General features: G+C 70.9%; 13 protein-coding genes. 6 read left to right on the top strand and 7 right to left on the bottom strand.

The window, feature by feature from the left end; genetic code table 11:
- The first annotated feature begins 43 nt into the window (after nt 1-43).
- The gene (locus OEB96_RS39290; RefSeq protein WP_266222041.1) at nt 44-1,003 is read left to right on the top strand and encodes an endonuclease/exonuclease/phosphatase family protein; all 960 of its coding nucleotides are present in this window, start codon (nt 44-46) and stop codon (nt 1,001-1,003) included.
- Here the strand turns inward: OEB96_RS39290 and OEB96_RS39285 are convergent.
- Nucleotides 989-2,248 carry a guanine deaminase gene (locus OEB96_RS39285; protein ID WP_266222040.1) on the bottom strand — a complete coding sequence of 420 codons (1,260 nt, stop codon included), beginning with the start codon at nt 2,246-2,248 and terminating at the stop codon, nt 989-991. The genes OEB96_RS39290 and OEB96_RS39285 overlap by 15 nt on opposite strands.
- A 124-nt stretch (nt 2,249-2,372) precedes the next feature.
- Here OEB96_RS39285 and OEB96_RS39280 point away from each other — a divergent pair, with 124 nt between their 5' ends.
- Nucleotides 2,373-3,395, top strand: coding sequence for an agmatine deiminase family protein (locus OEB96_RS39280; protein ID WP_266222039.1), 1,023 nt, complete (start codon nt 2,373-2,375; stop codon nt 3,393-3,395).
- The gene (gene aguB, locus OEB96_RS39275; protein ID WP_266222038.1) at nt 3,396-4,265 is read left to right on the top strand and encodes an N-carbamoylputrescine amidase; all 870 of its coding nucleotides are present in this window, start codon (nt 3,396-3,398) and stop codon (nt 4,263-4,265) included.
- Nucleotides 4,266-4,281: 16 nt separating this feature from the next.
- Here aguB and OEB96_RS39270 read toward each other — a convergent pair whose 3' ends face one another.
- The 4 genes from OEB96_RS39270 to OEB96_RS39255 are packed head-to-tail and all read right to left on the bottom strand — an operon-like array spanning nt 4,282 to nt 6,872.
- Entirely contained in the window at nt 4,282-5,127 is an 846-nt protein-coding gene (locus OEB96_RS39270) for a DNA-methyltransferase (RefSeq protein ID WP_266222037.1), read from the bottom strand.
- The gene (locus tag OEB96_RS39265) at nt 5,120-6,043 is read right to left on the bottom strand and encodes a hypothetical protein (protein ID WP_266222036.1); all 924 of its coding nucleotides are present in this window, start codon (nt 6,041-6,043) and stop codon (nt 5,120-5,122) included. The genes OEB96_RS39270 and OEB96_RS39265 overlap by 8 nt, the downstream gene beginning before the upstream one ends.
- Nucleotides 6,044-6,091: 48 nt before the next feature.
- On the bottom strand, nt 6,092-6,373 hold the full coding sequence (locus tag OEB96_RS39260) for a hypothetical protein (protein ID WP_266222035.1): 282 nt from the start codon (nt 6,371-6,373) through the stop codon (nt 6,092-6,094).
- A 52-nt stretch (nt 6,374-6,425) separates the two neighbouring features.
- On the bottom strand, nt 6,426-6,872 hold the full coding sequence (locus tag OEB96_RS39255; RefSeq protein ID WP_266222034.1) for a hypothetical protein: 447 nt from the start codon (nt 6,870-6,872) through the stop codon (nt 6,426-6,428).
- 134 nt (nt 6,873-7,006) lie between these two features.
- Between OEB96_RS39255 and OEB96_RS39250 the strand changes: the two genes are divergently transcribed.
- From OEB96_RS39250 to OEB96_RS39240, 3 genes are all read left to right on the top strand, one after another.
- Nucleotides 7,007-8,668 (top strand): MBOAT family O-acyltransferase, encoded by a 1,662-nt coding sequence (locus OEB96_RS39250; RefSeq protein ID WP_266222033.1) that lies wholly within the window; start codon nt 7,007-7,009, stop codon nt 8,666-8,668.
- Nucleotides 8,669-8,690: 22 nt separating this feature from the next.
- The gene (locus OEB96_RS39245; protein ID WP_266222032.1) at nt 8,691-10,292 is read left to right on the top strand and encodes a GDSL-type esterase/lipase family protein; all 1,602 of its coding nucleotides are present in this window, start codon (nt 8,691-8,693) and stop codon (nt 10,290-10,292) included.
- A 943-nt stretch (nt 10,293-11,235) separates the two neighbouring features.
- Nucleotides 11,236-11,955 carry a hypothetical protein gene (locus OEB96_RS39240; RefSeq protein WP_266222031.1) on the top strand — a complete coding sequence of 240 codons (720 nt, stop codon included), beginning with the start codon at nt 11,236-11,238 and terminating at the stop codon, nt 11,953-11,955.
- A 14-nt stretch (nt 11,956-11,969) separates the two neighbouring features.
- Here the strand turns inward: OEB96_RS39240 and OEB96_RS39235 are convergent, their stop codons facing one another.
- Nucleotides 11,970-12,605 (bottom strand): hypothetical protein, encoded by a 636-nt coding sequence (locus OEB96_RS39235; protein WP_266222030.1) that lies wholly within the window; start codon nt 12,603-12,605, stop codon nt 11,970-11,972.
- A 31-nt stretch (nt 12,606-12,636) separates the two neighbouring features.
- A complete protein-coding gene (locus tag OEB96_RS39230; RefSeq protein WP_266222029.1) occupies nt 12,637-13,038 on the bottom strand; it encodes a hypothetical protein in 402 nt (133 codons plus the stop codon).
- Between the last annotated feature and the right edge of the window lie 1,372 nt (nt 13,039-14,410).

The following is a 14,410-nucleotide window of genomic DNA, read 5'->3' as shown; positions in this document are numbered from 1 at the left end:
GCAGCCGAGCCGCGGGGCGATCGGTGCTACGGTGGCTCGGTCGATGGCCGCGACCGACCCCGCCCCGGTGTCTCCCGTGCGTCGGCTCGCGATCCTGGGGCTCGGGGCCCTCACCGTGGTCTCGCTGCTGGCGTTCTTCGGCGGCTGGTGGTGGCTCCTCGATCTGCTCGCGCACTTTCGCGTGCTCGCGCTGCTCTGCGCCATGCTGGCCGCGGCGGCCCTGGCCGTGCGGCGCTGGTGGAAGCTCGCGGCCTGGGCACTGGCGCTCGTGCTGCTCCATCTCGCGCTGGTGCTCCCGCTCTACTCGCTCGCCATGGGCAGCCCCGTCGCCACCGATGCTCCGCGCCTGCGGGTGATCGCGTTCAACCTCCACCACGGCAATCCGCGCGTGGCCGAGGCCGCGGCTCACGTGGCCAGCCTCGAGCCCGACGTGGTCGCCGTGCTCGAGGTCTCGCGGGAGGAGATCGCAGCGTTCGCGGCCGCGCTCCCCGAGCACCGCGTGGTGGACTGGCCGCGCAACGATGCATTCGGCATCGTGGTGCTCACACGCATCGTCCCCACCGCGACCACGGTCCACACCTTCGGTCCCGACTGGGCGCCGAGCATCGAGCTCGAGCTGCCGCTCGGCGACCGGAGCATCGCCTTGCTCGCCACCCACCCGCCGCCTCCGGTCGGCCGCGAGCTGGCCGGCACCCGCGATGCAATGCTGGCGGCCGTGGGCGAGTGGGCCGCTCGCGAGCCCGGGCCCGTCGTGGTGGTCGGCGATCTCAATGCCACCCCGTGGTCGGCCCCCCTGCGCGCGCTGCTCGACGACGGCCGCCTGCGCTCGACGCAGCGCTTTGGCATCCAGCCCACGTGGCCCGACTTCCTCGGCCCGCTGGGCCTGCCCATCGATCACGCGCTGAGCTCCGAGGAGCTGGTGCCCATCGATCGCCGCATCGAGCCGGCATTCGGCTCGGACCACCGCATGCTGCGGGTGGACCTCGAGCTACGCGCCCCGTAGCACGCGCCCACGGACCACCGTGGCGCGGACCGGGCCGGCGTCGTGACGAAACACCAGCGCATCGATCAAGGCGGCCCGAGAGGGTGAGGGATGGAGCGGCGGCACGTCGATGGCCACCAGGTCGGCATCGAAGCCGGGCGCGATGCAGCCGAGGCGATCGTCCTGGCGCATCGCCTGGGCGCCGCCGCGGGTCGCCAGCCACAAGAGCTCCTCGGGGCTCACCATCGCCTGGCACAGCAGGGATGCGTCGTAGGCCGCCGCCGCGACCCGCCGCACGGAGAAGGTACGGCCCGCGCCGACGTCGGTGCCCAGGCCCACGCGCAGCCCGCGGTCCAGGGCCACGCGCAGGGGCATGCAGCCGCTGCCGAGGAAGAAGTTGGAGTCGGGGCAGTGGGCGACCGCGATGTCCTGGGCCTGCATGCGGGCCCACTCGTCGTCGCTGAAGTGGATGCAGTGCGCCAACAACGTGCGAGGGCCCGCGCAATCGTGGTCCTCGTACACGCTCAGGTAGTCGCGGTGGCCCGGGAACGCCGCCAGGGTCTGCGCGATCTCGTCGCGGTTCTCGGAGATGTGCGTCTGAAGCAAGAGGTCGTGCTCGCGGCTTCGCCGGCCGGCCTCGCGCAGCAGCTCGGGGGTGCAGCTCAGCGCAAAGCGGGGGATCATCGAGATTCGGATCCGACCACCGTCGCGTCCGTGCCAGCGCTCGATCAGCGCGTCGCTGGCCGCCATGGCTTCGACGGCCTCCAGGCGGTTGGCGGGCGGCGCATTGCGATCCATGAGCGTCAGCCCGGTCACGGCCCGCAGGCCGCCGTCCTCGAGCGCGGTGAGCAGGATCTCCGTCGCCTGTGGGTGCGCGGTGCTGTAGATCCCCGCGAGCGTGGTCCCCTGCTCGATGAGCGCGCGGCACATCTCTCGCGCGACCGCGGCCGCGTGGTCGGGATCGTCGAACCTCGCCTCCTCGGGGAACACCGAGGTCTCGAGCCACGGCAATAGCGGTCCGCTCGCGCTGCCGAGGATGCGGGTCTGGGGAAAGTGCAGGTGGGTGTCGACCAGGCCGGGCACGATGACCGCGCCGGGCCACGTCGGCGGCACCGGGCAGTCGGCGGGTGCCTCGGACACCGCGGTGATACGGCCGTCGGCATCGACCTCCACCAGGGCATCGGGCCACTCGACCAGCTTCCGCTCGTAGGGCGCGGGCGTGAGGACTCGGCCGCGGACGATCGAGAGCGAGCGGGCATCGGTCATGGGACGGGTTTCCTACCACAGCCGCCGAGAAAGCCGAGCGCGCGCCACCGGGCTCGACTCCGTGCTTCGAATGCCCAGGTTTCCTCCCCGGCCAATCGGCGCTATGACGGGCATCGCGAGCCGCATGGAGCCTTCGACCAGGGAGATCACGATCACCGTGCCGCCGGAGTGGGCGCCGCAGCAGGCCATCTGGACCGCGTGGCCGGCCGATCCGCGCGAGTGGAACGACGACCTCGAGCCTCCGCGCCGCGATGTCGCGGCGCTGGTGCGAGCGTTGGCGCCGACCAACCGCGTCCGCCTGCTGGTCCACGGGGCCGAGGCCGAGACCTCGGCGCGCGAGGCCGTCGGCGACGTCGCCGAGCTCGTCCCCGCGCGCTATGGCGACATCTGGCTGCGCGACACGGGCCCGATCTTCGCGCGCGGCCCCAACGGGTCGCTCGCGCTGCGCTTCGAGGTCAACGGCTGGGGCGGCAAGTTCGACCTCCCCGACGACGCGACCGTCGGCGACGAGGTCGCTCGCCTCGCGGGCGCGCCGATCCGGCGCTTCGGCTTCGTGCTCGAGGGGGGCGCCGTGGAGCACGATGGCGCGGGCACGGTCCTGACCACGCGGCAGACGCTGCTCAACGCCAACCGCAACGGCTGGACGGAGGAGGCCGCCGAGGCGGCGCTGCGCCAGTCACTGGGGGCTCGGCGCGTGGTGTGGATCGACGAGGGCCTGCACCAGGATCACACCGACGGCCACATCGACAACCTCGTGCGCTTCGTTGCCCCCGGGCGGGTCGTGTGCCAGAGCCCCGCGGGCGCTGACGATCCCAACGCCGCCACGCTCGAGGCGATCGCCGAGGTGCTCGAGGCCGCCGTCGACGCCGAGGGTCGCCGGCTGGAGGTCGTGCGAATTCCGGGCGTCGGCCTCTACCGCAACGCCGGCGGCGGGTCGTCGCCGGCTTCCCACATGAACTTCGTCATCGCCAACGGTGTGGTGGTGGTGCCCGTCTACGGCACTCCCTCGGGCGAGCGCGCGCTCGAGGCCCTCCAGGCCGTGTTTCCCGATCGCCAGGTCGTCGGCGTATCCTCTCGGGGGCTCTTGGGCGGCGGTGAGGCGGGCGGCGGATCCTTCCACTGCATCACCCAGCAGCAGCCACGCTAGATGACGAACCCACGCACGATCACGGTCGCGGCCCTCCAGGCCGCCTTCGGTCCGGAGCTCGCGGCCAACCTCGCCAAGACCGAGGCCTTGGTGCACGAGGCGGCGCGCCAGGGAGCCGACGTGGTGCTGCCGCCCGAGCTGTTCCAGGGCATCTACTTCTGCACCCGGCAGGACCCCAGGTGGTTTGCGACCGCGCACCCGGTCGACCAGCACCCGTGCGTGCTCGCCATGCAGGCGCTCGCCCGACGGCTCGAGGTGGTGATTCCGGTCTCGTTCTTCGAGAAGGACGGCCCGCGCTACTACAACAGCATGGCGCTCGTCGATGCCGACGGCACCGTGCTCGGGGTCTACCGCAAGAGCCACATCCCCGACGGCCCCGGCTACCAGGAGAAGTACTACTTCCGTCCCGGTGACACCGGATTCAAGGCCTGGAAGACGCGCGCGGGCGTGCTGGGGGTCGGCATCTGCTGGGACCAGTGGTACCCGGAAGCGGCGCGCGCCATGATGCTGGCCGGGGCCGAGGTGCTGATGTACCCCACGGCCATCGGCACGGAGCCGTACGACGCCAGCCTCGACACCCACGCCCAGTGGCAGCGGGTGATGCAGGGGCACGCGGTCGCGAATGCGGTGCCCATCGTCGCCGCCAACCGGATCGGCCTGGAGGACAACGATGGCGTGACCCAGGCGTACTATGGTCACTCGTTCATCGCCGATCACCGCGGCGAGCTGGTCCAGCACCTGGGGTCGAGCGAGGAAGGCGTGCTGCTCCAGCGCTTCGATCTCGACGAAATCGAGCGCTACCGCGCCGACTGGGGCTTCTTCCGCGACCGCCGGCCGGAGCTGTACGCCGAGCGCCGGCCGGGCGAGTAGGCGGCGGGTCGAGCCATCACAGCCACTGGGCCAGTCGAGCGCGCATCACCGCCTGCGCCTCGTCGCCGTGGTCGATGAGCGTCACCACCCGCGACAGCTCCGCCCCGGCCTCTCCCAGGGTGCCGCTGCCGGCAAAGAAGTCGAGCAGCTCGTCGCCCGGCCGTGAGTGCACCTTGACGATCCTCCGCAGCACCCCCAGCGGCTTCTGCGTGGGGTAGCCCGTCTTCTCGCGCCCGGTGGGGCTGACGATGGTGTGCCACCAGACATCGGTGGGCGTCTTGCCCCGCGCGGCCTTCTCGGGCCCCACCAACCCCGGCGCCATGTAGGGGATCCGATCGACCTCGTCGTGCTCGAACACGTAGCGCTTCGGATCCTTGACGTACCACAGGAGGTTGTCGTGCTTGGCCGACCACTTCTTGGTGGAGCGAGCGCCGTAGTCGTAGGCCCAGATGATCTCGTTCATGAAGCACTCGCGTCCGAAGATCTCGTCGAGCAGCACCTTGGCGTAGTGCACCTCGCGATAGTCGAGGTGCACGAACAGGCTGCCGTCGGAGGCGAGCACGCGGTGGGCCTGCTCCAGCCTCGGCGCGAGGAATCCCAGGTAGTCCTCGAAGGCATCGGCATAGGCCCGGGTGCCGTGCACGAGGGTGCGGTAGCGCTGCCCCCCGAACCCGGTGCGATCGCCGTGCTCGTCGTCGCGCACCGTGCTCATGCGTCGCCGGGCCTGGCGCTTGCCCGTGTTGAACGGGGGGTCGACGTAGATCAGCCGAAACCGACCCGACGCCAGGCCTTGCAAGATCGGGAGGTTGTCGCCATGCAGCAGGTGGACCTTCCCCACCGGCAGGGTGACCTGCTCACTCACCGGGCACCGGCCGCGGCCTTCGGCGCCAGGACTCCATCGCGGGCAAGCCCAGCGCTTCGAGCCGGGGTAGCACCTCGGTCTCCATGGTCGCGAAGAAGATCATCGCGTACTGCTCGTCGGTCAACGTGCCCAAATTGTGCTGGTCGTGGCGTTCGCCGTCGAGGTCGTCGCTGGGCCCGATCTCGAGGCTCTTGCCCGCCACCGCCTCCACCGGGATCCCGCACGCGGTGGTCGACTCGACCGCACCGAACGATCGAGTCATGCGCTGCTCCAGCGAGGCGCGCTGGGCGTTGGACATCCGCGGCAAGAGCAGCCCCAGGGTCTCCCAGCCGAAGCTCGCGTGCAGGTGCTCGTCGCGGAGGATCTGCCGCGCCACCGCCTCGGCCACCGGATCGGTGGCCACCACCGCGATCGCCTCGAGCATGGGCCGCGACAGGGTCTCGCCGATGCAGCACGACACCAGGATCGCCTCCGCCGCCCAGGCCAGCATCGGCTGGGGGTCGTCGCCCGGTGCGGGCGGGCCCACCCACGGCAGCCGCGGGCGCTCCCAGCGAAACACCGCCGGCTCGAGCTCGGTGCCCTCGGGCCAGCACGCAAGCGCCATCGCAGCGCACAGCTCGGCGTGCCGCACCTCGTCGGTCTGCAGCCGGGCCAGCGCCCCCAGCACGTGCAGCTCCACCCGCGCATTGCACAGCACGTGGGTCAGGATCGAGAACTGCTGCACCGAGCCATGCTCGGCGCGCGCGCGGCCGCCCCACTGCACCGCGGCCGCCCGGCGCAGCGCGGCGTCATAGCGATCGACCTCGAACGCCCCGAAGTCGGGCCAGGGATCGCGGTGCACCTGTGCGTGATGCATCCGCCCCAGCCGCTCCGTCGCGGGAGCCAGCATCCGCTCGGCACCGGTGGGCTCGCTCATCGCTGGTCGTTCGTCGGCCACGACTCGACTCGGGCCTGGTCCGCGAGGCTACTTCGTGGGCCGCGTATTGACGATGGGGCCCTCCGGCTGCTCCACCGGACCCTCGTTGACGGTCTCCGTCCCCTCCACGTCGTCCGTGGGCGTCTCGCCCTCGTCGCCGTCCGGCTCTCCGACCGGCTCGCCCGCCGGCTCACCGACTGGCTCGCCCACCGGCTCGGGACCCGGGTTGACGGTGGGGCCATGGCTGCGACTGCACCCCACGCCCACGCCTCCGAGCAACGCACCCGTGACCGCAAAGGTCAACACCCGCTCCGTTCCTCGCCGCTTCATGGTCGCCATGATCCCCTACGACGCTCCACCCCGACAAGGCCGCCACGCGGGCTCACGGGAGCTTGGGGTCCGGCTCCTTGCGCACGTTGACGTGCTTGGGCTCGGGCGCCTTTTTGGTCGTGGGCGGATCGGGCTCCTTGCGCACGTTGACGTGATCGGGCTTCGGCGCCGGCGGATCGGGCTCCATCGCCTCGTTGGGGTGGACCGGCTCGATCTGCTCGGGATCGGGCTGTGGCGCCGGGTTGACCATCACCTTCGGCGGCGCGTCCGGTGAAGGCTCGGCGTCGGGCGGCGGCTCGACCGGCGCCACGTTCACGTGATCGGGCTCCGGCGCCGGTTCGGCCTCCCTGGCCATGTTGACGTGATCGGGCTCCGGCACGTGCGCCGTGTTCGTCCGCGGCTGATCCTGGGCCCCGGTACAGCCTCCGGCGGCCCCGCCGAGCAACGCGCCGGTCACGGCAAACCGCAGCACCCGCCCCCGACCACCCTGGCTCTTCATGACGACCATCGTCCCGCACGGCTGCCCCCTCACGCAAGCGATCCGCCGCTGCGGGAACAGCGCACGGTGCCGTGCGCGTCAGGAACTCGCACCGATCCCTGCCCAGGGGTAGCTTTCGAGCCCGACGGTCCGCCGTGCTGTTTCCGACCTTCGACTTCCTCGTGTTCCTGGTCCCCGTCCTGGTGGCCTCGTGGGCACTGGGGCATCGACCGGTCGCGCGCGTGCTCTTGCTGCTCGGTGCCTCGTACTTCTTCTACATGGCGGGGCCCAAGACCGACCCGCCGCCCACGCCCTGGTACTTCGCCGGGCTGCTCGTGTTCTCGACCATCCTCGACTACGGGTGCGGGCTGCAGATCCACCGGCTCGCTGCGAAGGCGCAGAGCCCCGACCCGGCCGTGGCCACGTGGGCCCGCCGCGGCCGTACCTCGTTCCTGCTGCTGAGCCTGGTGGGAAACCTCGGGATGCTCGGGTACTTCAAGTACACCGACTTCTTCGTCGACGTGTTCGCCGACCTCTGCCACGCGGCCGGCATCGAGTTCGTGGCGCCCCACCTCCAGACCATCCTTCCGGTCGGGATCTCGTTCTACACGTTCCAGAGCCTCAGCTACACCATCGACGTGTGGCGAGGCCGGCTCACTCCCGAGCCCTCGTTTCGCAAGTTCGCGCTGTTCGTCACCTTCTTCCCGCAGCTGGTGGCCGGGCCGATCGTGCGCGCCAACGAGCTGCTGCCCCAGCTCCACAAGCGTCCGCGGCTGTCCCCCCTCGTGATGGAGGAGGGCCTGTTTCGCATCTTCAAGGGCCTGGTCAAGAAGGTCCTGCTCGGCGACTGGATCGCGGCCCAGTTCACCGACGCGGTGTTCGCCACTCCCGAGGCCTATACCTCGGCCGAGATCCTGCTGGCGCTCTACGCCTTCACCGTTCAGCTCTACGCCGACTTCTCGGGCTACTCCGACATCGCGATCGGAGCGGCGCGCCTTCTGGGCTACGAGATCCCCGAGAACTTCGACCGCCCCTACCAGGCCAAGAACCTGGGCGAGTTCTGGCGGCGCTGGCACATGACGCTGTCGACCTGGCTACGCGACTACCTGTTCTTCCCGCTCGGGGGCAGCAAGGGCTCGCCGGCCCGCACCTACTTCAACCTGTGGCTCACCATGTTCCTGGTGGGCATGTGGCACTACTCGCCCGGCACGAGCTGGAACTTCGTCATCTACAGCAACCTCCACGGGCTGGCGATGCTCTACAACCGCTGGAACCGCGTGCGCAAACGCGACCGTTCCCGCCGTGGGCGCGCGGTGGTCACGACGCTGACGGCCGCCGTGGCGCTCGGCGTGGCCTGCGGAGGCTTCGCCCAGTGGGCGCTCGGGCTGCCGCAGCAGGCCGCGTGGTTCTGCGCCGGCTTCGCGGCGGTGATGTTCGTGCTGGTCACGTGGCTGCCGCTGCGGGGCGGACCGCTCAACACCATCCTCCACGTGGTGCTCACCTACCACTTCACGGTGCTGTCGCGGGTGTTCTTCCGGGCACCCGACTTCGAGACCGCCAAGTCCATGATCGCGGGGATGCTCCGCTTCGACGACTCGCTCGTGCGCCCGGGCCTGCTCACGCCCTGGCTGTGGGCGGCGCTGATCTTCGGCACCTTCTACCACTTCACCCCCAAGCGCTGGGTCGACGAGACGCTCTACGCCGCATTCCGCCGCCTGCCCGGTCCCGTGCTCGGCGTGCTGTTCTCGCTGCTGGGCCTGGCCCTGATGAAGCTCATGGCCGGGGCGCCTCGCGCCTTCATCTACTTCAACTTCTAGCCGCTTGCCCCGTCGCACCGCCATGACCACCTCCGCCACCACACCACCGGAGCTCCCCGCCGACGTCGGCCTGCTCGACGTCCCCGAGGAGGTCGATCTGGTGGTGCTCCGCAGGGGCCACGGCGAGGACTCGGGACACTACCCGCCCGGGACGTTTCGCAAGATCGTCTCCGGCATGGTCACGATGCTGCTGCTCATCGCCGGCACCTATCTCGTGCCCGGGCTCGAGTGGGCGCGCCCGTGGGTCCCGGGGCAGGACCCCATGCTGTTCTGGAACCTGGTGGGTCGCGAGCTCCTGGGCGAGGGCGCGCAGGCCGAGGCCGCCGCCGAGAAGCTCGAGGAAGCCGAGCGCCTGGCCGTGGCCGTGATCGAGCAGGACGACCAGGCGGTGCCGCTGGTGGAAGAGCCCGTGATCGAGCCGCCGCCCAAGGGCAGCGGGCTGCCCCCCTACGAGCCCCATGCCGACGATGCCGAGCCCGTGCCTCGCTCGCTCGAGCTGACCGACCCCGCCGCGCTCGACTCGTTCTACGAGCGCCTCGCTCGCACCGACGCTCGCTACGCGGGGGCCATCACCCGCATGTCGATGTGGGGCGACTCGGTGGTGGCCAACGACAACGTCAGCTCCGCGCTGCGCTTCGCCATGCAGCGGCGCTTCGGCGACGCGGGCCACGGCTTCCACCTCGTCGCCAAGCCCAACGCCAGCTACCGTCACCGCGGCGTGCGGTTCACCGACGGGGAGACCTGGTCACGCTGCTACATCATCAACAAGTGTCGACCCGACGGCTTCTACGGCCTGGGGGGCACCACCGTGTGGTCGGCCGGCGGGGCCGAGTCGCGCTTCCGCACCGAGGCCGAGCTGGCGTTCGGTCGCAAGATCTCGCGCTTCGAGGTGTGGTATCGAGCCCAGCCCAAGGGCGGCAACATCCGCGTCAAGGTCGACGGCGGCGAGCCCCAGCTCATCGCCACCGCCGCCGAGGTGGGCACCGACGCCTGGCAGACGTTCGAGCTGACCGACGATGCCCACGACATCTCGTTGCGCGCGGCCGGGGCCGGGCAGGTGCGGCTCTACGGCGTGGTGCTCGAGCGCGACGTGCCCGGCGTGGTCGTCGACGGCATGGAGCAGCTCGGTGCCTTTGCCAATCGCATGCTCTACTTCGATGCCGAGCACCTGCGGCAGCAGGTCGAGCATCGAGACCCGGCGCTGCTCGTGTTCATGTTCGGCGGCAACGACCTGCTGCTGCAGGCGAGCGCGATGGACAAGTACGAGCAGGACTTCGCCGCGGTGATCCGTCGCTTTCGCGGCGGCGAGCGTCCGCCGGCGTGCCTGGTGATGGCGCCGGTCGACCACGGGCAGCGCGAGGGGCAGCGCGTGGTCAGCCGCCCCATGGTGCCCAAGATCGTGGAGGTGCAGCGCAAGGTGGCGCTGCGCGAGGGCTGTGCGTTCTTCGACACCGTGGCCGCGATGGGCGGCGAGGGCTCGGCTGCGCGCTGGCGCCGTTCCGACCCTCCGCTGCTCAGCGGCGATCTGGCCCACCTGACGTTCGCGGGGCAGAAGGTGATCGGACAGATGGTGTATCTGGCGCTGATGGAAGGCTACGTGGCGTACCGCAAGCGAGTGGAGTGAGCGGCGGCGAAGCGGAGCACGGAGGTGGCCGCGGCGGCGAGCCCGTATCACCGAGGTGAGGTACTCTGATCGCATGGCGTCGCCGCCAAAGCTCGGAGCGCCGCCGTCCGTCTCCAAGCCAGCAGCGCCAGGTTCGGGTTGGGACGACGATGACTTCCTCAGCGTGGTCGAGGAGGCCTCGCGGGTGGGCGCACTGCCCACCGCACCGCCGAACGAGCCTCGCCCACGGACGACCACGCCGGCTCCCGCGGGTCTCGCATCGAGGCGATTGCCACCACCACCTGCGGTTGGCTCGAAGCCGGTCAAGGGCTCGAGCGTACCGTCCGTGCCTGTGATCCCGGCGGGTGCGCGCGCTCGAACCATCACCCCGCCTCCCGGGCCGGAGCACGTGCGCGCTCGAGCCATCACGCCTCCTCCCAAGCCGGAGCACGCGCGCGCTCGGACCATCACCCCGCCTCCCAAGCCGGAGCACGTACGCGCTCGAGCCATCACCCCGCCTCCCAAGCCGGAGCACGTACGCGCTCGGACCATCACCCCGCCTCCCAAGCCGGAGCACGTACGCGCTCGGACCATCACGCCATCACCATCGACGCAACTCTCCGCAGAGCCGCTCGCCGGCCAGACGCTCCCGTCCATGCCGGCCCCGCTCGCCGGTCAGACGCTCCCGTCCATGCCGGCTCCGCTCGCCGGTCAGACGCTCCCGTCCATGCCGGCCCCGCTCGCTCCTCCTCGAACGAGCATCCCCACCCCGGCTCCGGTCGTCGCCGCTCCCATCGCGATGCCTTCGCCCAGCCCACCGCCTGCATCGCCCACGCCTTTCATCCCTGCGCCCAGCCCACCGCCTGCTTCGCCCACGCCTTTCATTCCTGCGCCCAGCCCACCGCTTGCATCGCCCACGCCTTTCATCCCTGCGCCGAGTCCTTCGGTCGCCGCTCCCACGGCGATGCCTCCTCCGAGCCCACCGTTGGCGAGCTTCGATCCCGCCGAGATTCCGGACGACGTGGGTTCATCGTCGCGACGCCTTCCCATCGTGCTCGGCCTCGTCGCCGTGCTCCTGCTCGGGGTGGGAGTCGTTGGTCTGCTGGCCACGGCTGACAGCGACGAACCAGCACCATCGAGTCCGTCTCCATCCGCAACGGCCCTGCAGCAGCAGGCCCCTCCCCCGCCGACTCCCGCCGTCGAGCCCGCCCCGGCCGAGCCCACCGCCGCCGCCACTGCACCCGAGCTCGAGGCCGACCCCGAGCGGACCTCGGTCGACGAAGAGGAGCCTTCCTCCGAGGCCGACCCCGAGCCCGCTCCTCGTCGGCGACGCTCCAAGCGGCACCGCTCGCGCTCGAAGCCCGAAGCGATCGAGGCGGAGCCCGAGCCCGAGCCCGAGCCCGAGCCCACCCCGCCGCCCAAGCCCCGACCACCCTCGGCCACCGAGCTGCTCCAGCAGGCCAAGTCCGCGCTGCGGCGAGGCGATGCCGGTGAGGCCTACCGCCTGGCCTCGCGCAGCAATCAGAGCCGGCGGAGCACCGAGGCCGCGATCATCATGGCCCGCGCCGCCTGCCGCAACGGCGACTCGGAGAAGGCCAAGCACGCACTCAAGGAGATCCCCTTGCTCGACCGCGGGGCGGTGCGTCGCGACTGCCGACAGAACGGAGAGCGGATCGGCCTCTGATTCGAATCGGCTCGTCAGGGAATGGCGACGTCGACCACGATCGAGAGATTGGCCCCGGGCGCGGGGATCTCGAGGGTGTGGATGATCGGACCGAGGCACGTGGCCAGCCCCTCGCGGGTCGCCTCGCGGTTCTCGACCACCCCACTGGAGATCACCTTGCCCGCAGCATCGAACGACAGCGACAAGCCGACCGTCACTTCGTCGGGGGCATCGGGGGTCTGGGTCGCGTCCCAGCACTCGCTGCGCACGCGATCGCGCACGTCGTCGAAGGACTTGCGGGCGTCCTCGATCACCTGCCGCTCGAGCGCGGCGGATACGGGCGTCATGCCCAGCGGGCCGGCCACCGCCATCGACGGATCCCCCGCGATCGCACCCGCTCGATCGGCGGGCGTCGACGGTGGGGCCGGCTCGGTGCTCGTGCCTCGAGCATCGAGCCGGTCGAGTTCGTCGCGACGTCGACGCTCGTCGCGCTCGACGCTCATCGGCCGCTCGGAGCCATGCGACGCGACGCGCGGCCCAGCGAGATCGGCCGACCGGTCATCGCCTGGCTCCCTCTCGGGCTCGGGCCTGCGGAGCGCCAGGTACACCGCCACGGCCACCATGGCGCCCGCCACGACGATGGCCGCCGGCGTGTGCCAATGACGGGTCATCACGACGACGCTCGGCTCGTTCCTCTACGGCCTACGGCTGGAACACCAGCGCGCTGGTGTAGCCCCACTCGTTGAGGTTCCAATTCGCCGGAACGCCGCTGCTCGCACACAGCCCGACCGTATAGGTCCCCGCCGCGGGCTGGATGACAGCCGAGGCGCCCCATGCAATCCGAGTGTTCGCCGAGACCTGACCGCCCAGCATCGCACCACCTTGAAGGATGGGCGCACCACCGCCGCCTTGGACCTGGTAGCAGATGCCGGTGCCCAGCCCGGTGGCGTCCACCGACGATCCCATGTACTTGTGCGAAGTGACGTGGATCCGCTGACCCACCGCCACGGTGACGTTCACGGTCTGCCCCACGAAACCCCAGGTGTTCGCGGCAAGGCCATTGGGATTGGTGCCACCGCCACTGCCGAAGGCGGAGGCAATCACCCCCGAGGGGCCCTGGATGCCCTGAGGGCCCACTGCACCTGCGGGTCCGGCTGGCCCCTGAGGACCGGCGGGACCTACCGCGCCTGCAGGACCTGCGGGACCCGCTGGACCTACCGCACCCGCGGGGCCTACCGCGCCTGCAGGGCCCGCTGGACCAATGGGACCGGCTGGACCTACCGCACCCGCAGGACCGGCGGGGCCTGCTGGACCGATGGGACCGGCGGGGCCTACCGCACCCGCAGCGCCGGCCGGGCCTGCTGGACCGATGGGACCGGCGGGGCCTACCGCACCCGCAGCGCCGGCCGGGCCTGCTGGACCAATGGGACCGGCGGGGCCTACCGCACCCGCAGCGCCGGTGGGGCCTGCTGGACCAATGGGACCGACGGGGCCTACCGCACCCGCTGGACCAACCGGCCCTACTGGACCTACCGATCCGGTCGGACCCTGAGGCCCTTGAAGGCCGGCCGCGCCCGTGGGTCCTACCGGTCCTATTGGTCCTACGGGACCGGCCGGACCCTGAGGCCCTTGAAGGCCGACCGCGCCCGTGGGACCGACTGGACCGATCGGTCCGACTGGGCCCACTGGACCGATTGGCCCGGTCGGACCCTGAGGTCCTTGAATGCCGGCCGCACCCGTGGGACCGATGGGGCCCATTGGACCGATCGGCCCGGTCGGACCCTGAGGTCCTTGAATGCCGGCCGCGCCCGTGGGACCGACGGGTCCAATCGGACCTGCCGGCCCGGTCGGACCCTCAGGCCCTTGGAGGCCGGTGGCGCCAGTGGGTCCTACTGGGCCGGTAGCACCGACTGGGCCAGTAGCACCGACTGGGCCAGTAGCACCGACTGGACCAGTGGCACCGACTGGACCAGTGGCACCGACCGGGCCGGTGGCACCGACTGGGCCGGTCGCGCCGGTGGCTCCCACGGGGCCCGTGGGTCCGGTTGGGCCGACCAATCCCGTCGGCTCGCCCACCCACTCGCCGAATTCATTGATCACCGGGCCGTAGCCCGAGATGTTGACGGTCAGCGGGTTGATGTCGCCGTTGGCATCGTTGGCGACCATTGCGTACGGCACGCTGCCGATGATGCCGCGCGGGGTCATCTCGGAGTCGCCCTCGATCGTCACCCCCAGGTACCGCGTGCTTCCGTCGAATACCACGGGGACGTCGATGGGCTCGATCTCGCCGAGCTCCGCCGAGAAGTAGCCCTCGTCGAAGTCCACGTCGAGCGTCTCGGTCCACAACACCTCGTCGGCCTCGGAGTAGATCGTGAACGTGACCGCGAGCGTGTCGGTGACGGGATCGCCCGCCGTATCGAACAGCCTTCCCTGATGGGTCAGGGTGCCGGGCACGATCGCATGGGCCTCGCTCGCA

It is taken from the genome of Paraliomyxa miuraensis (assembly GCF_026337845.1).
Lineage (GTDB): Bacteria > Myxococcota_A > Polyangia > Nannocystales > Nannocystaceae > Paraliomyxa > Paraliomyxa miuraensis.
The sequence above is the reverse complement of the archived record's forward strand: the minus strand, read 5'-3'. Positions and strand labels throughout refer to the sequence as shown.

Excerpts from the sequence above, each read along its gene's own strand:
- OEB96_RS39290 (WP_266222041.1), top strand. The coding sequence starts at position 44 with ATGGCCGCGACCGACCCCGCCCCGGTGTCTCCCGTGCGTCGGCTCGCG.
- OEB96_RS39285 (WP_266222040.1), bottom strand. The coding sequence starts at position 2,248 with ATGACCGATGCCCGCTCGCTCTCGATCGTCCGCGGCCGAGTCCTCACG.
- OEB96_RS39280 (WP_266222039.1), top strand. The coding sequence starts at position 2,373 with ATGGAGCCTTCGACCAGGGAGATCACGATCACCGTGCCGCCGGAGTGG.
- aguB (WP_266222038.1), top strand. The coding sequence starts at position 3,396 with ATGACGAACCCACGCACGATCACGGTCGCGGCCCTCCAGGCCGCCTTC.
- OEB96_RS39265 (WP_266222036.1), bottom strand. The coding sequence starts at position 6,043 with ATGAGCGAGCCCACCGGTGCCGAGCGGATGCTGGCTCCCGCGACGGAG.
- OEB96_RS39260 (WP_266222035.1), bottom strand. The coding sequence starts at position 6,373 with ATGAAGCGGCGAGGAACGGAGCGGGTGTTGACCTTTGCGGTCACGGGT.
- OEB96_RS39255 (WP_266222034.1), bottom strand. The coding sequence starts at position 6,872 with ATGAAGAGCCAGGGTGGTCGGGGGCGGGTGCTGCGGTTTGCCGTGACC.
- OEB96_RS39245 (WP_266222032.1), top strand. The coding sequence starts at position 8,691 with ATGACCACCTCCGCCACCACACCACCGGAGCTCCCCGCCGACGTCGGC.
- OEB96_RS39240 (WP_266222031.1), top strand. The coding sequence starts at position 11,236 with ATGCCTCCTCCGAGCCCACCGTTGGCGAGCTTCGATCCCGCCGAGATT.
- OEB96_RS39235 (WP_266222030.1), bottom strand. The coding sequence starts at position 12,605 with ATGACCCGTCATTGGCACACGCCGGCGGCCATCGTCGTGGCGGGCGCC.